25 protein-coding genes are annotated in these 24,981 nt (G+C 36.2%); 13 read left to right on the plus strand and 12 right to left on the minus strand.

The window, feature by feature from the left end:
* Window positions 1-102: 102 nt before the first annotated feature.
* The 4 genes from DET49_RS01930 to DET49_RS01945 form a co-directional block, all read right to left on the minus strand.
* A complete protein-coding gene (locus tag DET49_RS01930; RefSeq protein WP_133546472.1) occupies window positions 103-633 on the minus strand; it encodes a ferritin in 531 nt (176 codons plus the stop codon).
* An 83-nt stretch (window positions 634-716) separates the two neighbouring features.
* The gene (locus DET49_RS01935; protein WP_133546473.1) at window positions 717-1,031 is read right to left on the minus strand and encodes a hypothetical protein; all 315 of its coding nucleotides are present in this window, start codon (window positions 1,029-1,031) and stop codon (window positions 717-719) included.
* Between the two features lie 43 nt (window positions 1,032-1,074).
* Window positions 1,075-1,545 (minus strand): Lrp/AsnC ligand binding domain-containing protein, encoded by a 471-nt coding sequence (locus tag DET49_RS01940; RefSeq protein ID WP_133546474.1) that lies wholly within the window; start codon window positions 1,543-1,545, stop codon window positions 1,075-1,077.
* Window positions 1,546-1,595: 50 nt separating this feature from the next.
* A complete protein-coding gene (locus DET49_RS01945) occupies window positions 1,596-2,969 on the minus strand; it encodes a saccharopine dehydrogenase family protein (protein WP_133546475.1) in 1,374 nt (457 codons plus the stop codon).
* Between the two features lie 103 nt (window positions 2,970-3,072).
* On the opposite strand from DET49_RS01945, the gene DET49_RS01950 reads away from it, so the two are divergent.
* A complete protein-coding gene (locus DET49_RS01950) occupies window positions 3,073-3,462 on the plus strand; it encodes a DUF423 domain-containing protein (protein ID WP_133546476.1) in 390 nt (129 codons plus the stop codon).
* A gap of 76 nt (window positions 3,463-3,538) precedes the next feature.
* Window positions 3,539-5,140 (plus strand): phosphoenolpyruvate carboxykinase (ATP), encoded by a 1,602-nt coding sequence (gene pckA / locus DET49_RS01955; protein WP_133546477.1) that lies wholly within the window; start codon window positions 3,539-3,541, stop codon window positions 5,138-5,140.
* A 124-nt stretch (window positions 5,141-5,264) separates the two neighbouring features.
* On the opposite strand, the gene DET49_RS01960 is transcribed toward pckA, so the two are convergent.
* Both DET49_RS01960 and DET49_RS01965 read right to left on the minus strand, forming a co-directional pair.
* Window positions 5,265-6,011: a uroporphyrinogen-III synthase gene (locus DET49_RS01960; RefSeq protein WP_133546478.1), complete on the minus strand. Its 747-nt coding sequence runs from the start codon at window positions 6,009-6,011 to the stop codon at window positions 5,265-5,267.
* A 28-nt stretch (window positions 6,012-6,039) separates the two neighbouring features.
* The gene (locus DET49_RS01965) at window positions 6,040-6,717 is read right to left on the minus strand and encodes a DUF4271 domain-containing protein (protein ID WP_317130292.1); all 678 of its coding nucleotides are present in this window, start codon (window positions 6,715-6,717) and stop codon (window positions 6,040-6,042) included.
* An 85-nt stretch (window positions 6,718-6,802) separates the two neighbouring features.
* Here DET49_RS01965 and DET49_RS01970 point away from each other — a divergent pair, with 85 nt between their 5' ends.
* From DET49_RS01970 to DET49_RS01980, 3 genes are read left to right on the plus strand one after another with little or no spacing between them, the layout of a single operon-like run.
* Entirely contained in the window at window positions 6,803-7,537 is a 735-nt protein-coding gene (locus DET49_RS01970) for a polyprenol monophosphomannose synthase (RefSeq protein WP_133546479.1), read from the plus strand.
* Window positions 7,534-8,877: a dihydroorotase gene (locus DET49_RS01975; protein ID WP_133546480.1), complete on the plus strand. Its 1,344-nt coding sequence runs from the start codon at window positions 7,534-7,536 to the stop codon at window positions 8,875-8,877. The genes DET49_RS01970 and DET49_RS01975 overlap by 4 nt, the downstream gene beginning before the upstream one ends.
* A gap of 19 nt (window positions 8,878-8,896) precedes the next feature.
* The gene (locus tag DET49_RS01980; protein WP_166636523.1) at window positions 8,897-9,409 is read left to right on the plus strand and encodes a DUF4296 domain-containing protein; all 513 of its coding nucleotides are present in this window, start codon (window positions 8,897-8,899) and stop codon (window positions 9,407-9,409) included.
* Here DET49_RS01980 and DET49_RS01985 read toward each other — a convergent pair.
* Window positions 9,406-10,422 carry an NAD-dependent epimerase/dehydratase family protein gene (locus DET49_RS01985; protein WP_133546482.1) on the minus strand — a complete coding sequence of 339 codons (1,017 nt, stop codon included), beginning with the start codon at window positions 10,420-10,422 and terminating at the stop codon, window positions 9,406-9,408. The genes DET49_RS01980 and DET49_RS01985 overlap by 4 nt on opposite strands.
* An 83-nt stretch (window positions 10,423-10,505) precedes the next feature.
* On the opposite strand from DET49_RS01985, the gene tyrS reads away from it, so the two are divergent.
* Window positions 10,506-11,801, plus strand: coding sequence for a tyrosine--tRNA ligase (gene tyrS / locus DET49_RS01990; RefSeq protein WP_133546483.1), 1,296 nt, complete (start codon window positions 10,506-10,508; stop codon window positions 11,799-11,801).
* 232 nt (window positions 11,802-12,033) lie between these two features.
* On the opposite strand, the gene DET49_RS01995 is transcribed toward tyrS, so the two are convergent.
* The 4 genes from DET49_RS01995 to DET49_RS02010 form a co-directional block, all read right to left on the minus strand.
* Complete coding sequence (locus DET49_RS01995) at window positions 12,034-13,011, minus strand: acyl transferase (protein ID WP_133546484.1); 978 nt, start codon at window positions 13,009-13,011, stop codon at window positions 12,034-12,036.
* A gap of 63 nt (window positions 13,012-13,074) precedes the next feature.
* Entirely contained in the window at window positions 13,075-13,419 is a 345-nt protein-coding gene (locus DET49_RS02000) for a T9SS type A sorting domain-containing protein (RefSeq protein WP_133546485.1), read from the minus strand.
* Between the two features lie 156 nt (window positions 13,420-13,575).
* Window positions 13,576-15,546, minus strand: coding sequence for a hypothetical protein (locus tag DET49_RS02005; protein ID WP_133546486.1), 1,971 nt, complete (start codon window positions 15,544-15,546; stop codon window positions 13,576-13,578).
* Between the two features lie 41 nt (window positions 15,547-15,587).
* Window positions 15,588-18,383, minus strand: a complete 2,796-nt coding sequence (locus DET49_RS02010) for a TonB-dependent receptor (protein ID WP_133546487.1) — start codon at window positions 18,381-18,383, stop codon at window positions 15,588-15,590.
* 175 nt (window positions 18,384-18,558) lie between these two features.
* Here DET49_RS02010 and DET49_RS02015 point away from each other — a divergent pair, with 175 nt between their 5' ends.
* The gene (locus tag DET49_RS02015; protein ID WP_133546488.1) at window positions 18,559-19,242 is read left to right on the plus strand and encodes a response regulator transcription factor; all 684 of its coding nucleotides are present in this window, start codon (window positions 18,559-18,561) and stop codon (window positions 19,240-19,242) included.
* Window positions 19,242-20,327, plus strand: coding sequence for a sensor histidine kinase (locus DET49_RS02020; RefSeq protein WP_133546489.1), 1,086 nt, complete (start codon window positions 19,242-19,244; stop codon window positions 20,325-20,327). The genes DET49_RS02015 and DET49_RS02020 overlap by 1 nt, the downstream gene beginning before the upstream one ends.
* Here the strand turns inward: DET49_RS02020 and DET49_RS02025 are convergent.
* Entirely contained in the window at window positions 20,259-21,317 is a 1,059-nt protein-coding gene (locus DET49_RS02025) for a glycosyltransferase family protein (protein ID WP_133546490.1), read from the minus strand. The genes DET49_RS02020 and DET49_RS02025 overlap by 69 nt on opposite strands.
* A 68-nt stretch (window positions 21,318-21,385) precedes the next feature.
* Here DET49_RS02025 and trmB point away from each other — a divergent pair, with 68 nt between their 5' ends.
* The 5 genes from trmB to DET49_RS02050 all read left to right on the plus strand — a co-directional run bounded on the left by trmB (window position 21,386) and on the right by DET49_RS02050 (window position 24,959).
* Window positions 21,386-22,060 carry a tRNA (guanosine(46)-N7)-methyltransferase TrmB gene (gene trmB / locus DET49_RS02030; protein ID WP_133546491.1) on the plus strand — a complete coding sequence of 225 codons (675 nt, stop codon included), beginning with the start codon at window positions 21,386-21,388 and terminating at the stop codon, window positions 22,058-22,060.
* Window positions 22,061-22,066: 6 nt separating this feature from the next.
* Window positions 22,067-22,690, plus strand: coding sequence for a LysE family translocator (locus DET49_RS02035; RefSeq protein ID WP_133546492.1), 624 nt, complete (start codon window positions 22,067-22,069; stop codon window positions 22,688-22,690).
* 5 nt (window positions 22,691-22,695) lie between these two features.
* Window positions 22,696-23,028 (plus strand): MGMT family protein, encoded by a 333-nt coding sequence (locus DET49_RS02040; RefSeq protein ID WP_133546493.1) that lies wholly within the window; start codon window positions 22,696-22,698, stop codon window positions 23,026-23,028.
* 554 nt (window positions 23,029-23,582) lie between these two features.
* Complete coding sequence (locus DET49_RS02045) at window positions 23,583-24,716, plus strand: Mrp/NBP35 family ATP-binding protein (protein ID WP_133546494.1); 1,134 nt, start codon at window positions 23,583-23,585, stop codon at window positions 24,714-24,716.
* Entirely contained in the window at window positions 24,717-24,959 is a 243-nt protein-coding gene (locus tag DET49_RS02050; protein ID WP_133546495.1) for a NifU family protein, read from the plus strand. It abuts the gene before it with no gap.
* The last annotated feature ends 22 nt before the right edge of the window (window positions 24,960-24,981 follow it).

The raw sequence follows: 24,981 nt of genomic DNA on the forward strand, positions 1-24,981 counted from the left end.
TATTATAATTTTGTATTCAAATTTGTAAAAAATAAACCCGCTTTAGCTAAAGCGGGTTTTATAATATATGAGATTCTTTAATAATCTCGGAATTACATAAATTTATTTCTGACTTTTATTCCTGATATTAGGAATACGCTCGTCAAGTAATTTAAGTCCAAGGCCTTCGGTGCCCATAAGATCAAACAATTCAAGCGCGCGTCGCATAGTTTGTTCTTCTTCCATTTGTTCCGCAATGAACCATTGTAGAAAATACTCTGTTGTAAAATCATTTACTTTTCGGCATTTACCTACCAGGTTATGGATTGATTTGGTTATCGAGATTTCCTGGTCCAAAGCCGTTTCAAAGATTTCTTCTAAAGACTTAAAATCATGATTTACATTGCTAACTTCAGGAGAATATGCAGTACCACCATTATCATTAATATACCTAAAAATCTTCATCATGTGCTCTCTTTCTTCCGCGGCCTGTTCATAAAAAAAATCGGCGCTATTAGCAAGTGCGTTATGGTCGCACCAGGATGCCATTGCTAAATATGCTGATGACGAATGCGCTTCTTTTTCAATTTGCTTATTTAAAAGATCCATGATTTCTACATGGATACTCAATTTCTGTCTTACTAAATCTTTCATCGTTCATTTTTTATAAATTTAACCAAATGACCAGTAAGAACCTAATTGCAAATAGAATTTAGAAGTAGTCTAAAGTGAAATAATCAAAAAGGAGTAGTTAATAAGGAATTTAACTCCAGCATTGCGAAAGATCCTGTTATGAATTCCTTGAGGTCTATGCATTCTAAAGTACTAAAAACGAAAAAATGCTGTCTATTGCAGAGCATCAGCATTTCCAAACCGTGTGGGTTTTGTCCGTTAAAATGTGCATTAAGGTCAATTTCTTTGACCTGTTGTCTAAATGCTAATAACTGACAAAAACTAAGCTTGATTCTTTTATGTGGAAATTCTATGAAAAAGCACCGCTGCTTATCGCATTGATAAGAAATAAAGAATTGAGACTGGTGTAATACTTTCATCCTGGTGTCAAAATTAATTCTTATTTAGAATAAATCCAAAGAATTAAATTTTGATTTGCCTTTTTATTTGTTGATTTAATGAAATAAAGGTTTCAGTCCTCGAAACTCCTTCTATAGCTTGAATGTTTTTATTGAGCACATTCATTAAATGTTCATTGTCTCGGCATAAAATCTTAAGAAAAATAGACCAGTTTCCAGTGGTATAGTGACATTCTATTACTTCTGGAATTTCACTGAGTTGTTTTACGGCTTGCGGATTGCTCACCGCTTTATCTAAGTAAACCCCCACAAATGCCATGGTTTTATATCCGAGCAAGCGGGGGTTGATCATAAGTTTAGAGCCTTCAATTAAACCGGCTTTTTCCAATTTCCGTAAACGTTGGTGTACTGCTGCACCGGTAATTCCAATATTTCTGGCGATCTCAAGGATGGATTTCTTGGCATCGTCCATTAAAAAATTTAAAATGGTTTTATCTATACCGTCTATGACAACAGTTTCGTTTACAACTTTCATACGGGAGGCTAGTTTAATTAAAAAGCTAAAGTAGCAAATTGAATTTAAATTTAATTCCCTACTTCTCCAAAAGGATTATATCCCAGATACTCGGTTTCAGTTTCTTTGAATATAATATCGTGTTTTTTTAATTCCTGTAGGATTGGCTCATAAACCTCTTTCTTAATAGGAAGCTGAACCCCGGGCGTGGTAATTTCACCTTTTAGAATCTTTAAAGTTGCTATGGCTACTGGAAGTCCCACAGTCTTTGCCATAGCTGTTTCGGTTTGGTCTTTCCCAATATGAACCATAGTGGCATCTATTTGTTTTTTCTCACCATCTTGTTCGTAACCAAATTTATGGTACATTACAATCATATCTTTATCATCCGGGGAGAGGCTCCATTTATCCATTAGTATTTTCTGAAGAGCCTGAGCGGGAGTAGCCTCCTTAATTCCAATTTTCTTTTTTGGATTGAAAAGATCTAATTCCATCAATTTTTCCCACATGGAATCGTCCTGATCTATTTTTAGATTATGTCTCAGTTTGAGTTCTACCGTATCGGTGGGTGAATAGGGAAGAAAGGAATTTACAAAATCTCGATAGCTCATATTCTCGGAATCTTTCATAGTAAAACTATCATCTGTCATGCCCAATTGTACAAACATATTCCATGCACGGCTAAACCCAACTCGTCTAATTGTACCTCGGTAGAGTGTAAGTACATCATCTAAACCGTAGATACTCATATAATCCAAAGAGTTCCTATTGGCGTAGCCTTCGAATTTTCCATAACCTTGTATGTGTAAAAATTCTGTTCTTCTAAATAATCTATGGTATGGGATATATTTGAATTTCCCTTCCTGAATAAATTCTGCCACCCCGCCCTGGCCTGCAACTACTACATTCCTTGGATTCCAGGTGAATTTGTAGTTCCAAAGATTGGTGTCGCTTTCAGGAGCAACAAGCCCCCCAGTGAATGATTCGAATAAAAGCATTTTTCCTCCTTTATCACGAATTCTATCTATAACCTGCATCGCACTCATATGGTCTATACCTGGATCTACCCCGATTTCATTCATAAATATGAGTCCATTTTTTCTTACTTCTTCATCCAAAGCTTTCATTTCTTTGCTGATGTAGGATGCAGTTACCATATTCTTTTTGAACTTCACGCAAGCTTTCGCAACTTCTATATGAAATCGAGCTGGAAGCATAGAAATTACTATGTCGGCATTCTTAACTGCGTTTTCTCTGCTTTCAGAATTAAACACATCTAAGAAGAAAGCCTGGCAATTTTTTCTATTTCCACAAGCTTTTTTAGCTATTTCAGGATCAATATCTCCAATTTTTAAGAAAACATCATCTGTCTCGGCTTTAGACAAAAGATGATCAATTAAGACGGAAGTAGATTTTCCCGCTCCGATAATTAATATACTCTTCATTCTGTTGTTTTTTATTGCCCTTTATGGGCTTTTCATAAAATAAATTAGTTTTGTGTAGTGGTAACGAATGTATTAAATCTTTAACTCATGAAAAATAACTTTGATGAATAGGAAATTTATAGTAACCGGAACTATTTTCGGACTTTTAGCAGTGATCATTGGCGCTTTTGGTGCCCATGGTTTAAAGCCCTTATTGGTTGAATCCGCCAGGGAATCTTTTGAAACTGGAGTGAAATACCAAATGTATCATGCTTTACTTATGCTTTTTATCGGAAATTCCACACTAAGGCCATTTCGTTATCAAAAGCCGATATTTTTTCTTCTTTTATCCGGTGTAATTTGCTTTTCGGGCTCTATATATTTACTTGCTACGAATAATTTAACACCTGTTGACTTTAAAGGTATTGCATTGGCCACCCCTCTGGGAGGTACGTTATTAATAGCCGGATGGATTTTTTTATTCTTAGAATTCGTGAAAAGTAAAGGGAAATAATTTAAGAAAGTTTAGCAGTTTATCTCTTTAAGATTTATAATTTTGTACCCATAAACAAACCACACACTTTAAATTTATGGAAGTACATACCCAAACTACGAAAACGATTTCGTTAGAAAGTTACGGGATCAATAATGCCAGGGTACATTATCAGTTATCTCCTGAAGAACTTCATTATGATACAATTGAGCATGGCCTTGGAACTGAAACTAATTCAGGTGCTTTAGCCATTAACACAGGAGAATTTACCGGAAGATCCCCCAAAGACCGTTTTATAGTAAAAGATGAGATTACTCGCGATAAGGTTTGGTGGGGGGATATCAACATTCCCTTTGAGACAGCTAAATTCGATAAGCTTTATAGAAAGGTTGCAGAATACTTGTCAGATAAGGAAATCTATGCCCGTGATGTTTACGCCTGTGCCGAAGAAAAATACCGCCTGGATATTAGGATCGTAAATGAATTTCCCTGGTCTAATATGTTTGCCTATAATATGTTTTTAAGACCGGAGGAAAAAGAATTAGAGAACTTTAAGGAAGAGTGGTTAATTCTTAATGCACCTGGCTTTAAAGCAAATCCTGAAATAGATGGCACACGACAGGAAAATTTTGCAATTTTAAATTTTAGTAGAAAGATCGCTTTAATTGGAGGAACCGGTTATACCGGCGAGATTAAGAAAGGAATTTTTTCAGCCTTAAATTTTATTCTACCGGTATATGAAAATACGCTCCCTATGCACTGCTCTGCGAATGTGGGAGAAGAAGGAGATACTGCTATTTTTTTCGGGCTTTCCGGTACAGGGAAAACCACCCTGTCTGCTGACCCAGAGCGTAAACTTATCGGGGATGATGAACACGGCTGGACCAAAGAGAACACGATTTTTAATTTTGAAGGAGGTTGCTACGCAAAAGTTATAAACCTTACCGAAGAAAATGAACCCGATATTTACCGGGCCATCAAACCGGGCGCCATTTTGGAGAATGTTATTCTGGATGATGAAGGTAATGTAGATTTTACTGATACGAGCATTACACAAAATACAAGGGTAAGCTACCCGATTAATCATATAGATAACATTCAGGTGCCTTCGGTAGGGAAAAACCCAAAAAATATATTTTTCCTAACGGCTGATGCTTTTGGAGTTTTACCTCCAATTAGTAAGCTAACACCAGGTCAGGCTGCTTATCATTTTATTAGCGGTTACACGGCTAAAGTTGCCGGCACCGAAGCAGGTATAGATGAGCCGGTTCCGAGTTTTTCCGCTTGTTTTGGTGCGCCTTTTATGCCTTTACATCCCACAAAATATGCCGAGATGTTAAGCGAGAAAATAAAAGATGCTGGTGTAAATGTTTGGTTAATTAATACCGGATGGACTGGCGGACCTTATGGATCGGGTAGTCGAATGAAATTAAAATATACAAGGGCAATGATAAGTGCGGCGCTAAAGGGCGAATTAAAAGATACTAAATTTAGCAGGCATAGTGTATTTGGCCTTCAAATGCCACTAAATTGTCCTAATGTGCCTGAGAAAGTTCTAAATCCCAGAAATACATGGAATGATTCTGCAACATACGATAAGAAAGCAGAGGAACTGGCAAATTCCTTTAAAAAGAACTTTGAAAAATTTGAAGCTTATGCTAATGAGGAAATAATGGACGGAGGCCCGACTTCCTCTTAGCGTATTATTTTTAATTAGTTAATTGAATCAAAAAAATCCGGTGTAAAATGCACCGGATTTTTTATTTACATATCAATGGAAGAAATACTAAATCTTCAAGTGAGATTTAAAATACTGCTGTATGTTATTTTTTATTTACTTCTGCAATATATTTCTGCAGGGCCATGGTCATAGATGGGGTATCTGGCGTAGGTGCCTTTATGTTAACAGTTAGCCCGTGTTCTTTTGCTGCTTTAATTGTAGTATTACCAAACACGGCTATTTTAGTTTCTTTCTGTTCAAAATCAGGGAAATTCTCAAAAAGAGATTTAATTCCGCTAGGACTAAAGAAAACTAAAATATCATAAGTTACATCACGCAGGTGGGAAAGATCACTTACAACGGTTCTGTAAAAAGTAGCTTGTTTCCATTCGACGCCTAATTTGTTTAAAGTTTTAGGAACATCTGGCTTAAGCATATCTGAAGATGGTAATAAAAACTTTTCGTTTTTATATTTTTTTATTAGGGGGGAGAGGTCGGCAAAAGTCCTTTTTCCCACGTAAATTTTTCGCTTACGATAAACCACATATTTCTGTAAGTAATAGGCTACAGCTTCACTCAAACAAAAGTATTTTAGGGTATCGGGTACCTTAAATCGCAAATCTTCGGCTATTCTAAAAAAATGATCTACCGCATTACGACTAGTAAGGATAATTGCTGAATATTTGGTAAGGTCTACTTTTTGCTGGCGAACCTCTTTAGAGGAGACACCTTCTACGTGAATAAAGGGTATGAAATCAATTTTTACTTTTTGTTTTTCCTCAAGCTCAAAATAAGGAGAGTTCTCTACTTTAGGTTCGGGCTGAGAAACTAAAATTGTTTTCACTTTCATATATCAATACTTTTATTTGATCCTTTGTTTAAATTGTAATTAGCTTGTACAAAATAATATAAGGGGCAATTTCGAGAGCGCAAAGGTACAAAATAAAATAAAACCAATTACCTGTAATAAGGGTTTGATTTTTACGGTAGATTAATAACAGGCTAAAAATATTGGTTAGAGCTAAAATACCTAGTAACGTATATAGGATGATGGCAGTCGGAGTGTAGGTGTAAACAAATATTAAGCTGGGTATTAATAAGATAAGTCCTATAAAATTCCGGTAACTAATTTTTTGATATAGGTAAGAATCAATATAAGTATCAAGATTAAAAACGTTCCCAATAATCTTTTCCAGTCCAATTTTTAGCAAAACGAAGCTACCATAAGCCGTAGCAATTCTTATGAAGACAAAGACCGGATTTAGGGTTGAGTCTTTCCAAAAGAAATTGAAAACCAGGTAAAATAGTAATGAAAAAGAGATAAGATGCACAAAGAATAGTAAAATGTTAAAAGGATGAAAAGCCTTGTTCTTCTTTCCTCTAAACATCATAAATTTGTTTGAAGAAAGGAGTGAAAGAAAATCCTCAAATCGTTGTGGATATGCTGTTTTTACAATGGCTAGCAATAGAAATGCCCCCACTAGCGTTAGAGTGATCCAGTCTAATGAAACAACATTTCTTTCTACAGCTTCCAGGATTAAAACTTTTATGCAAATGTATAATTATTTTGAGGTTAAATCATGAAGAGTAAGCCGGGAAACGAAGATTTAAAATGCATACATTTGTGCAAAAATTAGTGAAATGGTAAAGGGGATAGTCATTGTACCCACCTTTAATGAAATTGAGAACATTGAGAAACTAGTTAGAAACGTGTTTTCTCAACATAAAAAATTTCATATTTTGGTGGTGGATGATAATTCTCCAGATGGTACCGCAACCCGAGTGAGAACATTGCAGGCTGAATTCCACGATCGTCTTTTTCTTGAAGAAAGAATTGGGAAATTAGGATTGGGATCAGCTTACATACACGGTTTTAAATGGGCGCTGAAGAGGGATTATGAGTATATTTTTGAGATGGATGCCGATTTTTCTCATAATCCTAACGATCTTGCTCGACTATATAATACCTGCAAAAGGAATAATGCCGATGTTGCCATAGGGTCACGGTATATTACTGGGGTAAATGTAATAAACTGGCCTATGAGTAGAGTGCTATTATCCTGGTTGGCATCGAAATATGTTAGATTTGTAACCGGAATGGATATTCACGATACCACAGCTGGTTTTGTTTGTTATAAAAGAAAAGTTTTGGAAACTATAGGCCTGAATAATATTCAGTTTGTTGGATATGCTTTCCAGATCGAGATGAAGTTTAAGGCGTATTTGCTGAAATTTAAATTAGAGGAAGTTCCAGTTATCTTCACGGATAGAACACGAGGAACTTCAAAAATGAGTGGTTCTATAATTTCTGAAGCCATTTTTGGGGTAATAATAATGAAGATTAAAAGTCTTTTTAAGCAGATTAAATTGAAATGAAGAAGGTCTTAATCAAGAACGCGAAGATTGTAAATGAGGGTAAAATTAAGGAAGCCGATGTTTTTATTGAAGGCGGAATAATTAAAGAAATTGCCGAAAGCATAAGTGCCAAATCCCCGGATGTCCAAATATTTGATGCGGAAGGTACCCATTTGCTGCCTGGGGTAATAGATGATCAGGTACATTTCAGAGAACCCGGACTCACGGAAAAAGAAAATATTGAAATGGGCTCTCGTGCCGCTGTTGCTGGCGGTATTACATCTTTTATAGAAATGCCCAATACGATCCCTCAAACTACGACTATTGAAAGACTAGAAGAGAAGTTTAAGCTGGCTGAAGCAAAATCTTATGCCAACTATTCTTTTATGTTTGGGGGAACTAATGATAACCTTGAGGAAATTCTAAAAGTGGATCCAAAAACCACCGCAGCGTTAAAATTATTTTTAGGCTCTTCTACCGGTAATATGTTGGTAGATGATGAAAAGGTTTTGGAACAAATTTTTTCAAAATCTCCATTACTTATTGCGGTGCATTGTGAAGATGAAGATACCATCCAAGAAAATCTAAAGGCATGTATAGAGCGATATGGCGAAGATATTCCAATTGAATTACACCCAAAAATTAGAAGTGAAGAAGCCTGTTATAAATCTTCTTCAAGAGCTGTTGCACTAGCCAAAAAAACCGGTGCAAGATTGCACGTTTTTCATGTTTCTACGGCAAAGGAACTGAGTTTGTTCAGCAATAAGAAAAAGCTTAAGGATAAAAAGATTACGGCTGAGGTTTGTATTCATCATCTTTGGTTCAACGATTCCGATTATCAGAAAAAGGGAACTTTGATTAAATGGAACCCAGCTGTAAAGACCAAAATGGATCAGGAAGCTTTAATGAAAGCTTTAAACGACGATTTGTTGGATGTGGTGGCAACAGATCATGCGCCACATACAAGGGAGGAAAAGAAAAATGTATATACCAAAGCTCCCAGTGGTGGCCCCTTGGTACAGCATTCCCTTACTGCCATGTTGCAATTCCATCATCAGGAGAAAATTTCATTAGAAAAAATTGTAGAAAAAATGTGTCATAATCCAGCTATATTATTTCAAATAAAAGATCGTGGTTTTATTCGGGAAGGTTATAAAGCTGATTTGGTGCTAGTGGATCTAAACGCACCCTGGGCGGTACAACCCGATAATATTCACTATAAATGTGGCTGGTCTCCTTTTGAAGGAGTTACCTTTAAATCTCGAGTGACCCATACTTTTGTAAATGGGAATCTAGTGTACAAGAATTTCAAACATCAGCCTTTTGCGCCTGTGGCAGAGCGTTTGCAGTTTGATCGATAGTATGTTAAAAAAAATATTTTTGTTATTTTGTATATCGGTAATATTTACTGCTTGTCAGGATATTGGTAATTCTGGAAAACCTGAAGACCTCATACCCGAGGAAAAAATGGTAGATATAATTGCTGAAATTTCCCTAATGCAGTCGGCAAGAAATTTTAATAAGCGAATGTATGAAAATACAGGGATTGAAGGAGAAGAATATATTTTTGAGAAGTACAACATAGATAGTGTTCAGCTTAGGCGTAGTAATGATTATTATGCTGATAATTATAAAATTTATCAACGTATTTATGATAGTGTGAAACAGAATTTAGAAAGAATAAAAGTGAAATTGGATTCCCTGCAGAAGCGGGAAGAACGTATTAGAGACTCAATTTCCAAGGCAAAACGAGATTCATTGAGAATAATAGAAGATTCACTAAACCCGGAAGAAAAAAGGAATCAAAAAATTATAGATGCTATAAATAATAAGAAGGATTCGCTTGATAGAACAGTTACTGACAGTCTGCCTGAACCAGTATCCAGAAATTAAGATTTATCTTTCTTGTAAAATTCCGCGGTGTCAGTGATCACCTTTTTCATAGGCGAAAATTTATAACTGAGTCTAGCTTTAATTTTTTTGTTTGAATATATAGAGTGGTAAAATAAAGTGTTTACCGTATTTCTGGTAATACCTCTTTCCGCACCAAAAAACCCGCCTATTTTCTGAAAAAACCAAGCCACCCAGAGCATCCATTCCCTTACTTCTTTTTTAGGGCCAGATTTACCCAATGCAGCTGCAGTCTGCTTTAAAACAGATTTAAAACTCATATTTTCTGAGATCAAGATGTAATCTTCATTTTTAATTTCAGAGTTCATAAGCTCTTGCATGACCCTCACAACATCATTAACTCCAACAAAACCAGTGATTTTAGGGAAATAGTAATTCAGTCCCTTATCAATTCTTGAGAAAATTTTTCCAGTACCCCTATCCCAGAACCCTGGCCCAATAATAATTCCCGGTTTCACTATTACAGTAGAAACACCTTCCTGAGTACCCCGCCAGGTTTCAATTTCAGCGCCATATTTAGAAATTGCATAGTCGCTATGGTTCTCTTCAGCATTCCATGTCGTTTCCTCAGTAATTTCCGTGCTGTTTAAACTTCTGCCAAGAGCTGCAACGCTGCTTACATAACAAAGTTTCTCAATATTATTGGAGATACAAAGGTTAACGATGTTTGCGGTGCCTTCAATGTTGACTTTTCGTAATCTTCTTTCATCTGCAGGATCAAAAGAGACTAAAGCGGCGCAGTGATAAACATGCTTTATATTTTTAAATGCTTTAGTGAGTCGTGGTATGTCCGTAATATCAGCTTCAAACCATTCAATTTTATGAAACAATGATTTGTTATCCTCTTGGGGAGAATTATAATAATTGAAAACGTGTTTAACCGATGCGAGGTCGCTGTTTTTTCTATGAAGCGCTCTAACTTTTTTACCGGCTTTTAATAAATTCAGCAATAAATGTGAACCTACCAGTCCGGTGCCGCCTGTTACTAAAATCATTTGGTAAATATACCAAAACGACTTAGGAAAAATAAGAGTTTATGGTATCTTTACGGCTATTTTTGAGTTAAATTACTGGAATTATGAATAAGAACTTTGTAGAAGAACTTACCTGGAGAGGCATGTTGCACGATGTAATGCCTGGCACTGAAGAACATTTGAAAGAAGGTATGCGCGCCGCTTATGTTGGGATTGATCCTACTGCCGATTCCCTACACATTGGGCACCTGGTTAGTGTGATGATGCTTCGGCATTTTCAGCTTTGCGGTCACAAGCCATATGCTTTAATTGGTGGTGCTACAGGCATGATTGGTGACCCATCAGGGAAATCTGCAGAACGAAATTTACTTGATGAAAAAACCTTGCGTCATAACCAGCAGGCCATAAAAGATCAGCTGTCCAAGTTTTTAGAATTTGGAAATAAGCAGAAGAATGCCGCTGCTATGGTTAATAATTACGATTGGATGAAGAATTTCAGTTTTCTTGAATTTATTCGTGATGTCGGGAAGCATATTACGGTGAATTATATGATGGCCAAAGATTCAGTTAAGAAACGCTTGTCTTCTGAAGCTGCTGAAGGAATGTCCTTTACGGAGTTTACTTATCAACTTGTTCAAGGTTATGATTTTCTGCATTTATTCAGAGAAAATGATTGTACGTTGCAAATGGGGGGAAGCGACCAGTGGGGAAATATCACAACTGGTACAGAAATGATTCGTCGTATAGGAAATGGAAAAGGTTACGCTTTAACCTGCCCATTAATTACGAAAGCTGATGGGACGAAATTTGGCAAAACCGAAGGCGGAAATGTTTGGTTAGATCCAAAGCGCACTTCGCCTTATAAATTTTACCAGTACTGGTTAAATACAAGTGATACTGATGCTGAAAAATATATAAAAATTTTTACTTTATTAAGTAAATCCGAAATAGAGAAAATTGTTGCAGAGCATAAAGAAGCGCCGCATTTGCGTGTACTTCAGAAAACTTTAGCAGAGGAAATAACGATTATGGTTCACTCTAAAGAAGATTATGATAACGTGGTAAAAGCTTCTGAGGTGCTCTTTGGAAAAAGTACCACTGCCGATCTAAAATCCTTAGATGAAGCTACTTTTTTAGACGTTTTTGAAGGTGTGCCGCAAGCTGAAGTTGCCAAAGTTGAGATAGAAAACGGATTGGATATGATCGCAGCTCTATCGGCAAAAACTGATTTTTTACAGTCTAACGGGGAAGCTAGGAGAGCGCTTAAAGAGAATTCAGTTTCTGTAAATAAAGAGAAAGTGAAGGAAGATTATATAATTACTTCTCAGGATCTTATCAATGATAAGTATATTATTATTAATAAAGGGAAAAAGAACACCTATATAATTAGAGTGATTTGAGTTAATAAATTACAAAGCCCCATAAACAAAAGGTCTATGGGGCTTGCAACTAACTAACCAATCTAATATGAAAAAATTTCACTTAGCCTGTAAGAATCAATTCAATTTATTCAAATCTAATCTTACATTTAGTAAGTCGATAGAGCTTTAAAAAATTTACAGAATTTAGCATACTTTAACTATAAAATTCTGATATTTAGCTTTTTATTAGATGGTGTTCAGTGGCTATAAGTCACAACATTAAAAGATTACATCCCCGAATATCACTATTATCGAATCTTCCAAGAATTTCCGTGTTGTCGTCCTTAACTTTTCTGCCTAAATCTTGAGTAGCAATGAATGAACAAGAGTTAAAATTAGCCAGGTCTATTACATTTAATCCGCCAGTCTTATTCTTAGGGAAGTAACTCAAAGGATCTTCGGGATCTCGAATAAGGATTTTCATCCATGGAGGTGTTTCAAAAATGCCATCCCCTATAGAATATGCTTGAGAAAGAAGTTCTGTCATTCCGTATTCGCTATTGACTTCCTGCAGACCAAAACCTTTAGCCAGAATTTGGTGTAATTCTTCCCTTATCATTTCTTTCCGTCTACCTTTCATTCCACCTGTTTCCATCACGATGGTATTTTTTAAATCAAAATGGTAAGTTTCAACTAGATCAAGTAAAGCAAAAGAAACGCCAAGTAAAAGGATTTTTTTTCCGGCTTGATCTAGTTCTTTAAGTTGTTTTTGGAGTTTATCAAGATTATCTAAGTAAAATCCACTTTCGCGGTATTTACTACGTTTAATTAAATTATCAGCCATATAAATGAGCGATGAGCCTTTACGTTCCAGATATGATGGTAGAAGTGCTAAAATAACCAAATCTTCAGGCTCACCGTAGAATAATCGAAAGGCTCTTAAGAAACTTTCCTCATAAACTTTTAGATCGGTTACATAGTGTTTACTGGGAGTATCGCTTGTAGTTCCGCTGCTGGTGAAAATAATTTCTTCTGAATTTTCCCCGGAGATTACTTTTTCTTTTTTAAAAAATTCAATGGGCAAGAAAGGAATTTCCTCAATGCTTGTAACGTTTTTAGGGTTTCGCTTTAAGAGCTCACAAAATTTTCTGTATACTTTGTTATACTGAAATTGATATGAAAATACTTCGAGCGTTATTTTAATAAAATCTTTTCGATTAGAAATATTAAAAACTCTTTCAGATAACATTCCTGAGGATTAATTTTTGAAAAGTGAAGTTAAGAAATACCGGAAAGACCTAAGAAAAGAATTTTACCTGACTACCAGTTTTCTGGTAGCAGTGGCTCTTTCCTCTTTAATTTTTAAAATATAAATTCCCGGGCTAAGGTTAGAAACATCCAGCTCCTTTCCTCTTATTTTAGTGCGGTGCACAGGTTTACCTAAAACATTATAGATTAGGATATCCTTTTCTTTATTTTGAGAAGTACTGATATAAACTTTGCCATTGGTAACCGGGTTGGGATATATAGACAGACCCTCTATAGGAATTTCTGTCCTATTCCCAGAACTGGTTTTCTCCTGAGCATTCGCTGCGTTTGGAGCGGTGAATGAGAGGAAAACAGCCAATATGAAAGTATAGAAGTAGTATTGCTTCATTCTTTATTATAGAGGTTTTTACAAACTTACAATAAAAATTCAAAAATCTTGCCAGATTTATTGTGTAATAAATATTAATTTTTTATTAAAAAAGGCTGCCCATTTGGACAGCCTTTTTCTTGGCTAAAAAATTATATAACAATAAAGTATATTCAATTACTCTACCCAGTCAAACACAGCTATATCGACACTGGCGTCAGCGTCGTAGATTGCATCTAATGTTGCAATTTCCCCTTCGATTTCAATTGCTGAAAGATCAGTTCTTCCATCTTCGGTTATATCAATTGCAGTGTCGTATCCGGAAAGTGAAAGACCAGTTATAATAGCACCAGATTGTGCCTTAAATTGTAAAGCAAGGCCGCCTGTTTCAGATACTGCGGTAAAATTCTCAATTATTGGAAAACCATTAACACCATCTGCTTCAAGTGCGGTAGAAAAGTTTTCTATGCTATGGTAAACGTAGGTATTGGTTATTTTACCATTCCAGGCTTCTGTCCAGTCTACAGCATCATCTTCATTGTTTTCTAAATAAAGATTACTGGCAGACACTGATCCTCCAAAAAATTCAACACCATCATCCAATCCATTAAGAATAGCGATATTTTCAATACTTGTTCCGGAACCAACTGCGTATAGTGATAGACCATTGTACTGAGACTCTGAATTAATTTGTGCCCCTGCATCAGAAAGTATGAGATAGTTGATAGAACCAGAATTGTCCTCTGGGTTATCACCTCCATAAATGATACCGCCAACTTCTGCCGTGGCATCAACTCCCGCTGTGGTTTCAGCATTCCCGGCAATTACAAGCCCACCCCAGCTTCCAGCTTCTCCTGTAGTAGAAGACATTACTACTGGGTTATCTTCAGTTCCCTGAATATCTATCATTGCTCCTTTTTGAACTACCATGTAAATACTGCTCCCTGCCTCATTATCATCACTTCTTGCGGTAATTTTAGTTCCTGCTGGAATTGTTAGTTTCGCGCCATCTTCTATAGAAACTATACCATTAATGACATATTCTGAATTTGCATCTAAAGTATAATCTTCATCAATAGTACCAGGAAGTACAGATAAACTTCCGCGATTATCTACCCAATCAAATATTGAAGCTTCTACAGTTGGTGTGGCAGTATACTCCATATCCAATTCAGCAGTAGCACCATTTATTTTTATTGCTGAAAGGTCTGTTCTTGTTTCTTCGGCTATATCTAAAGCAGTATCGTATCCAGAAAGTGAAAGTCCAGTAATAGTTGCTCCTGATTGTGCTTTAAACTGTAAGGCAAGACCTCCAGTAGAAGAAACAGCAGTAAAATTCTCTATAGTTGGATTTCCGTCAACACCATCGGCTTCTATTGCAGTAGAAAAGTTCTCAATGCTGTGTAATACGTATGAATTGCTAGCTTTCCCGTTCCAGGCCTCGGTCCAGTCGATAGCATCATCTTCATTATTCTCTAAGTAAAGATTATTAGCTGATACCGAACCTCCAAAGAATTCAACCCCATCATCGGAACCATTTAAGATTGCAATGTTTTCTATGGTTGTTCCTGAACCAACGGCATAAAGTGAAAGTCCGTTGTATTGTGATTCTGAATTTATTTGCGCTCCAGCATCAGTAATTACAAGATATTCTATAGAACCTGAATTGTCTGCAGGGTCGCTTCCGCCATAAATGATACCTCCAACTTCTGCCGTTGCATCAACACCAGCTGTAGTTTCTGCATTACCGGCAATAACAAGTCCACCCCAGCTTCCTCGCTCGCCGTTAGAAGACCTCATAATTACAGGAGCTGAAGATGTACCCTGGATATCTATCATAGCTCCTTTTTGAACAACGATATAAACACCTGTAGCATCTTCATCAGTATCTGCAACAATTTCAGTACCGGCAGGAATTGTTAATGTAGCGCCTGTTTCAACAGAATAAACACCTGTAAGATTATAAGTTTCACTAGCATCTAGCGTTCGATCTTCTTCCAAACTGCCATTTAGTTCGGTTCCTTCTCCTACTGGAGTTGGATCGTCGTCATCCAGTCTTTCAAAATCGTCATCGGAGCTACAGCCCATGATGGTAAGCCCTAGAAAAAGGCTGAATGCTGATAGAAATCTTCTTTTAAAGTTTTTCATAATCTAAGTTTTAATAAAATTGAATGGTTAAATATTTATGGTTAAAATGAATAGTTGACTCCAAGGCTAAAAATTGCACCTCTAGTGTAAGACCTTACCGTTTGTGTAGTTTCTATACCTGTAGAACTAGGCCTAATATCCTGTACTCTCTCTATTTCGGGGTTTAAAAGGTTTTCACCCTGAAATTGAAGATCCCAGTGATCTCCAAAGCTTTTGCTTACTACAAGGTCTAAGGTTACAAAGCCTTTTTCTATAATTTCATCGTTGTAAAAAACATTTTCCTGCGTTTGCGCCTCTGGTGCGCCTAATGCATATATTTTGTCCGAAGCATAATTTCCTACTAAAGAAGCCCTAAATGGATCTTCTGATTCTGTAGAAAAATTTAAGGAACTGTTGAAGATCCAATCTGATGCTCCCTGTAAACCTATTTCGCTTTTATTATTGTATCTAAAGGTTCTTATAAAAGTACCATCTTCATATACATCTTTAAGTCCTTGTTTATGCCACATTCTAGTTGCATTAAAAGCAAGTTCCAGATCTAAACCTTCAGGACTTTCATTATCAATTACATTTAATCTTGTTTCAAGTTCTAAGCCATAGATATTTGCTTCTTCTCCTGCATTGAAATAAGAAAATACACCTGCAGAACCCCTATCCTGAACTTTGTTAATAGGATCTTTAATATTTTTATAGAATCCCGTTAAGGAAACAAGTTGACCTGAAGTTGGGAAAAATTCATATTTCAAATCGAAATTTAAGTTATTGGAAGCTTCTAAATCTGGATTTCCTCTGGTTACCTGTCCAGTTTGTGAAACATACTCAAATGGAGCAATTTCCTTAAATTCTGGCAGAGTGATAGTTCGGCTTGCTGAAAACCTAATATTGGAGTTGTCACCAGGAGAGTATTTTACATTTAATGCCGGGTAAATATTGCTATAAGATTTATTGGAAAACTGTGGGCGGTTTGCCGGGTAATTGTTCACCCTGAAATCTACATTGATCTCATCTTCCTGAAACCTTGCTCCAAGATTAACATTCCAGTTATCCTGTCCGTAATTAAAATTTACAAACCCACCATAAGATTGTAATTCACCCTGATAAAAATCTGGGGTAAGCTCATTAATTTCAAGGTTTTCACTTCTAAAATTATCTATGGTAAAAATAGTGGACAGATTGTCTAATGAGTTGGGGTTAAAAGTGTTGGTGGGTCTTTCTATAACTCCAAAAAAACGAGAAACAAAATCTCTTTGTTTATTTCGGAAACTTCCTCCGAAATCTACAAAAACCATCTTGCTGTCTTCTTCTATTGTATTAGAAAAAGTAATCCTGTCCTCTATATAAGCATTAATTTCATGGTCCTCAATTTTTTGCGATGATTTTCTTTGTTGATAACCTCCTGTTCTTCCTAATTGAATAAACTCTTCACCATCAAAATTCACCTCGTTTCTAATACGATTTGGTTCATCTGCATTAACAAGGTTGTAGCCTACGCCCCAATTCAACTCATTATTACTGAAAAAATTATGTGTACCGTGCAATTGATTTATCCATATTCTGGTTTGGGTGATATTTTGATCACGTACAAACTGGTTAAGTCCCTCTGCTGGGTTGGTTTCTTCGAAAACAACGCCCTCACCGTTTCTACCACTTTCATATACTTCATCGGTAAGTTTGTTTATAAAAAGGCTAGTGGCTTTTAGTTCGTGATTATCATTAAATTCGTACAGTATATCTAATAAACCGGTGGTATTGTCCGTCTTCGTGTAGCTCTCTACATCTGTGAAATAATCGTAACGGTTATTGTTTCTATATTCGGTAAATATTCCTGCACGGTATTCAAATTCGTTAGAGTGTGATGCTGTTAAAAGCATTTTTAGCTTATCGCCAAATTTCTTTCCAGCAGTTAATGCATATCTTCTATTAATAGGAAATTCTGCTGTTTGGGGGTCCCATGATTGATTATAAAGGGTGTATTCAATTGGGATATTTTGCTGATGGAAACCAACATAAACATTCTCTTGATTAGGACTTACTTTAAAATTTCCAAACTGTCCTGCGGCATTTGTATTTACACCAACTTTAATTCCCAGGTCAAGTTCTTCACTTCCTACCAATTCCCGGGATTCAATATTTATATTTCCAGAAGCCTGGTCTGCAGAATAAGAAGGTGAATATGTTTTAGTTATTCCTACACTTTTAATAACGCGCGTTGAGAAGAGACTTAGATCAATATTTTTACGATCCACATCGTCAGATGGAATTGGTAAACCGTTTAAGGTAGTGTATAGGTAACGATCGCCCAAACCTCTTACAAAAATATCTCCAGAAGCTTCACTACTGGTAACTCCTGCTATTTTGGTAGTCGCTGTACCGGCATTAGAAACCCCAATTTTGGCTAATTCCTGAGCACCAATACTTTCCTTAATTTGAATAGCGCTTTTCTGTTCCAGAAGTAAGGCAACTTCAGAATCCTGCCTGGAAACAGTAGAGATAATGACCTCATCAAGAGAAGCAGCGCTTGCTCCAATTCCGGTGTTTACTTCGGTTACTTTACCAGCAACAACTTCTACATTTGGAACCTGCAAAGTTTCGTAACCTACAAAGCTAAATTCAACGGTATAGGTGCCAGGCTCAATATTTTTCAAGGAATATAATCCGTCAAAATCTGTAGTTGTTCCCTTATTTATTTCCTTTATAATTACATTAGCAAAAGGAAGAGGCTGGCCCTCTACTTCATTGTCAGATAATTTTCCGGCAATTGTACCGGTTGTTTCTTCTTGTGATTGCATAACCATACTTAAAAAAAGCAGGGTAAGGATAGATAGATAATTCTTCATTTCTGTGTTTAGTTCTCTGGCGCAAATTAACGGCAGTATTGTAAAGCCTTTGTTAAGTACAAATTATGTGTTTATGATTATAATGTTAGCTTAAGGTTACCAAAGATGTAGAGGTTACTAAAGTTCAAATTTATGGTTACTTTTACCTCGTATTTACCAATTCAACTTAACCAAAATGAAAAAAAAGGACATTAAAATCTTACTGGTAGACGATGAGCCAGATATCCTGGAAATTGTTGGGTATAACCTTTCGGCAGAAGGATACCAGGTAATTACTGCCGATAATGGTGCCGACGCTGTGAAAATTGCTAAGAAGAAAAAGCCACAGTTGATTATTCTAGATGTTATGATGCCAGAAATGGATGGGATTGAAGCTTGTGCACAAATAAGAAAACTCCCGGAACTGGAAGAAACAATTATAACTTTTCTTACTGCACGTGGTGAAGATTATTCACAAATGGCTGGTTTTGATGCTGGTGCCGACGATTATATTACCAAACCTATAAAACCCAAAGTCTTAGTAAGTAAAGTAAAAGCTCTTCTTAGAAGGTTTAAAGATGATACCGCTTCCTCGAATATTGTAAAAATAAAAGATCTAATTATCAATAGGGATGAATATAAGATAATCAAGGATGGAGAAGAAATTATCTTGCCCAGAAAGGAATTCGAATTACTTTCTTTATTAGCCTCAAAACCTGGAAAAGTTTTTAAGAGAGAAGATATCTTAGATAATGTCTGGGGTGCAGAAGTAATAGTAGGTGGGCGAACTATAGATGTTCATATCAGGAAACTTCGAGAGAAAATTGGGGACGAATGTTTTAAAACTGTTAAAGGAGTAGGCTACAAGTTTGTTGTTTAATGGCAAAAAAGTTTAAACGCTCATATAAATTCGCAATAAAGACTTCTCTGTATATCACGCTTTTTTTGAGTGTGGTGTTAGCGGGGTTTGCTCATTTCACAACTGGCCTTATAATTAAGCCGTTTTTCAGCTTTATTTTAATTACATATTTAGTTTGTTTCTTTATTATTCAATATAGGGTAGAACATTTTATTTATAAACGAATTAAAAAGATTTACGATAATGTTTCCCTTTTAGATTCTACTACCTTAAAACCAAGTCAGGTCACTACCGATATGGCAACACTTACTCGTGAAGTCGAAAAATTCACAAAGGACAAGAAGCTGGAAATAGACACGTTAAAAGTTCGTGAGGAATATAGAAAAGAATTCATGGGAAACGTTTCTCATGAACTTAAAACACCTCTTTTTACTGTTCAGGGATATATTCTTACGCTTTTGGATGGTGCAATGAAAGATAAAGCGGTGCGAAAAAAATACCTGCAACGTGCCAGTAAAGGTGTAGAACGCCTAATTTATATAGTTCGCGACTTAGATATGATTACCAAGCTGGAAACAGGGGATCTTCATTTAGAGAAAGAGGATTTTAATATCGTAGATCTTGTTCAAAGTTCTTTTGATCTTTTAGAAATGAAAGCTTTAAAGAAAAATATTACGCTGACCTTCGATATTGATTATGAAGCACCTATTTGGGTCTATGCAGATAGAGATAGGATTCAGCAGGTGTTAACCAATTTAATTGTAAACTCCATTAAATATGGAAAGGGAGGTGGAACTACAGAAATTAGTATAGAAAACCTCATTAAAAACAAGGTTATTGTTCGTGTCACAGATAATGGTGAGGGTATCGAAAAGGACAATTTGCCTCGTGTCTTTGAACGTTTTTACCGCGTGGATAAAAGTGGTTCAAGAAAGGAAGGTGGATCTGGTCTAGGTCTCTCCATTGTTAAACATATAATTGAGGCTCATGATGAGAAAATTTATGTAGAAAGTGTTTTTGGCGTGGGAAGTGAATTTTCATTTACCCTGGAAAAGAGTAAAAATATTCCTGAAATTGATCTCGAAGTCGATCCTTTTCAAGCTTGAAAAATCGTCTACCTTTTCTAGTTGAGAGAGTTCAAAACTTTCCTGGGTGCAAAATGGAGCAATACCTAAATTCATAAATCTTCTGGCTAAATATTCCTGTTCGAATTGCCCTGGTGTTGGAATAAAAAATACCTTTTTTTCCAATTTTGCTAAATCCATAATGCTAGAATATCCTGAACGACAAATGACAATTTCACTACTAAGAATTGCTCGCTCAAGCTCCTTAGAAGTCAAATAATTTTTTATAACAATATTTTTGTTTACCGAAGAATTAACTGTATCGTCTATAACGCCTCTAATAAAAATGATCTTTTTATCTGATTTTTCGAAGGCAACCAGTAATTTTTCTTCTAAGATAGTTCGCTGAGGTTCGGGTCCAGATAAGATTATTGCGTATTTGTATTTTGTTTTCTGTGGTAGTTTATGGAAACGGCTTAGAGGGCCTATGTATTTTACATTTTTGGGCATTTCCTTCATATGCCCCATAACTCCACTTAGGTTATGAATTCCGGCTACGTCGGGAATCCAGCATTCATCAAAATTTGAAATGTATTTCTGGTGAAGTTTACTGCTTAAATAAGTAGTATTTCCACTTAGGACGTTAAACTGATGTGTTATAAAAGCACATTTTATATGTTTATACCTGCAGCCTGGTCGGTTATCTGAAATAATTCCATTTATATGATATTCTTTAACAAGGCTTTCAATAATTTTTTTCTCCTGTTTTATCGCTTTAAATATACGGGGGCTTTCGGCAATTAATTTCCATTTGAAAGAACTGCCAGATTTACTGTAGGAGATATGATAAGATGGAAGTATAAAATTTTCCATGGATGGAAATTCCTTTTTTAATAATTCCAGTGCAGAGCCATCAGAGGCAATTAAGACTTCAAAATCATTCTTTTGTAATTCGTTGATTATAGGAATACAGCGTGTAGCATGTCCAAGACCCCAGTTTAAAACCGCCACTAAAATCCGCTTCTTATTCATATATCAAATATATTATTAATGGCCTGTGCGCTATTTTCTTTAATTTTACCAAAATATTAAATTAAGGCGTGGGAAGTAAAAATAAATTAAGACGATTCAGGGAGAACGAAGCATTTGAAAACGTTATCCAACCCTCCCGAGAAGAATTGGAAAGAGATCAGTTTAGTTTAAAAGGTAAATGGAAACAGGAGTTTTTTAAGAATGATAATCCTATAGTACTAGAATTAGGCTGTGGAAAAGGCGAATACACCATTGGCCTTTCCAAACAGGATGCTGCAAAGAACTTTATTGGAATAGATATTAAAGGTGCCAGGTTTTGGCGCGGAGCAAAGACTGCAATAGAAGGTGATTTTAAGAACGTTGCTTTTCTAAGAACTCAGATTGAATTAATAGATTGTATTTTTGCCGAGAATGAGGTAGATGAAATTTGGATTACCTTTCCGGATCCTCAAATAAAATACAAGCGTACCAAGCACAGGTTGACCAATACTAAATTTCTTCAGAAATATAAATATATTTTGAAACCTGAAGGACTGGTGAATCTTAAAACCGATAGCGAATTTATGCACGGCTATACCCTAGGCCTGCTTCACGGGGAAGGTCACGAGATTATATATGCCCACCACGATATCTACAAAAATGAATATTCACCTAAAGCGGTTACAGAGATCCAAACTTTCTATGAAAAACAGTATCTTAACCAGGGAAAACCTATAACTTATATTCAATTTAGGATTAAATAAGTCTCTTTGGAGGAAACAAAACTTTTTCTAATTACTTATTTCGCAGCCTTACTCGGGGTAGTGCCACCAGGTTTGGTGAATATGACAGTTGCTAAAACCTGTGTGGAAAAAGGTAAGAAAAATGGACTTTACGTTTGCTTAGGTGCTACAATTGTTGTGATTATTCAGGCTACCGTAGCTGTATTACTGGCTAAATATATTTTCGGTAATGAATTTGTGCAAAATATTCTACTGCGCGCTGGGCTGGTAATTTTTATTCTCTTGACGGTTTACTTTTTTATCCAGGCAAAGAAACGCGGAGGAATAGAACATAAATCTAGCAAAGCAAATTCTAATAGCATTTTTAAAGGAATGCTTGTCGCTGCGCTAAATATCTTTCCTATTCCTTATTTTGTGGCTATTGCTGGAGCATTAGATATAGGTACTGGTGATGCCTATGATTGGTCTCGAATTTTTGCTTTTGTTTTAGCGGCCTCCACGGGAACTTTTACCACACTTTATCTATACGTAATCTCTTTTATTAGAATAGAGAAACAAGCTGAGGCATTTTCTAAATATTCCAACTACTTTATGGCAGCCTTAATGTTGGTGCTGGTAATTGTAACGCTTTTACGAATCTATTATTCTTAAAAAAAATGACCTTGCAATCTAATTTTTTTGATCGCGTTTATGGGGTAGTAAGACAAATCCCCAAAGGAAAAGTCACTTCTTACGGCGCAATCGCAAAAAGCGTAGGTGCTGCAAAAAGTGCCCGTATGGTTGGTTACGCTATGAATAAAGTTAAAAATACTGAGGATATCCCTGCGCACCGTGTCGTGAATAGAAATGGCTTGCTTACAGGGAAAAGCCATTTTGGTGATCATAGCGCCATGGAGGAATTGCTGGCCTCTGAAGGAATTAAAGTAAAAGATAATAAGGTACAGGATTTTGAAAAACATTTTTGGGATCCTATGAAAGATTTGAGCTAAAATTTTGTTCTGAAAGTTTGAATATTGGAGGGTAAAACCAATTCATTAATTCAGCCGGTGTATATGCGACAAACACTACCCTTGTGAAAATATATATTAGTCAATTACCTTTGAAAAGGCTTCCTAAATTGAACAAACTATATAAGCATATCCAAGGATCTTATGATCCCAATACTGCTTACAAGGGGTAGATTCTTTTTTAAATTGCCAAATTTAAAATATACACCATAGGGATATAAATGCAGTTAAAATATCTTAAAACAAGGAAGAAGTATATCGACTGGTTATTTTTGGGACATAATCAGACACGAAATAAAAATGGGATGAGTAATTGCTATTCTTGAATTCTGCGACCCCTGAACCCTAGTCAATTGATCTGCAATCGGAGGCCAGTTAAACCATACATCAATTATAGACAAATACTTCGTATTCTTAGCTTTTACCCCTATATTTGCGTTTAGAATGAATCTATATAAGCTGGTGAGTTTAATTAGAAGACTCTTTAATTCAGCAAAAAAACATCTTGATCTTTTCAAGATTATAAAATTTTATAAATGAAGCTAGACAGGAAAGAAATATTAAAATCCTTAGAAACCATTTCTGTAGCCGGTGAAGGTAAAAATATGGTGGAAAGTGGTGCTGTTCAGAATATAATGACCTTTGGCGATGAGGTGGTTGTAGACCTGGTGCTGCATAACCCTGCTTTACACATAAAAAAACGGGCCGAGGTTGATATTATGAAAGCTATCCACGAGCATGTGGAGCCAAAAGCCAAAGTTAAAGTAAATATAAAAGTTGAATCTGCTGATAAAAAACCGGAGATTAAAGGGAAAGCTATTCCTGGTATTTCCAATATCATAGCCGTCGCTTCTGGAAAGGGAGGTGTAGGCAAATCTACTGTAACCGCTAATCTCGCAGTGACTTTATCCAAAATGGGTTTTAAAGTAGGGATTTTGGATGCCGATATTTATGGTCCATCGATTCCAATGATGTTTGATGTAGAAACCGAAAAACCACTTTCGGTTAATGTGGATGGAAAATCAAAAATGAAACCTGTAGAAAATTACGGGGTAAAAGTTCTTTCTATTGGTTTTTTTACTAAACCTAACCAGGCAGTAGTCTGGCGTGGACCAATGGCTGCAAAAGCACTGAATCAAATGATTTTTGATGCAGCCTGGGGCGATTTGGATTTTCTATTAATAGATCTTCCTCCAGGAACAGGGGATATTCACCTATCTATTATGCAATCACTTCCAATAACCGGCGCGGTTGTGGTAAGTACACCGCAGAATGTGGCTTTAGCAGATGCGAAAAAGGGGGTTGCTATGTTCCGCCAAGAAAGTATAAATGTGCCAGTTTTGGGAATAGTTGAGAATATGGCGTATTTTACTCCCGAAGAACTTCCTGAAAATAAATATTATATTTTCGGTAAGGAAGGTGCTAAAAATCTTTCAGAAGATATAGATGCCCCGTTTTTAGGTGAAATTCCATTAGTGCAAAGTTTACGTGAGTCCGGTGATATCGGTCGCCCGGCAGCTTTACAATCAGCAACGCCACTTGAAACAGCTTTTGAAAATATTACCCGAAATATGGTTCAGGAAACAGTAAATAGAAACAAGAGTCTGCCTCCAACTGAAGCCATTAAGATTACAACAATGGCGGGATGTAGTGCAGTTAAAAAGAAATAAATGACGAGCGAAGAAGTTAAATTAAACGTAGAAAAAGCCCTTGCCGAAATTCGACCATTCTTGGAGAGTGACGGGGGTAACATTTCCCTTATCTCTATAGAGAACGATCGATTGGTTAAAGTTCGTCTGGAAGGCGCTTGTGTAGATTGCACGGTGAACCAAATGACCCTCAAATCTGGGGTGGAAATGACCATTAAAAAATATGCGCCCCAGATAGAAAGTGTTGTGAATATTCAAAAGTAGGCGCCTGGCTTACCAAATTTGC

It is taken from the genome of Salegentibacter sp. 24, from assembly GCF_004362395.1.
In the GTDB taxonomy this organism is placed as follows: domain Bacteria; phylum Bacteroidota; class Bacteroidia; order Flavobacteriales; family Flavobacteriaceae; genus Salegentibacter.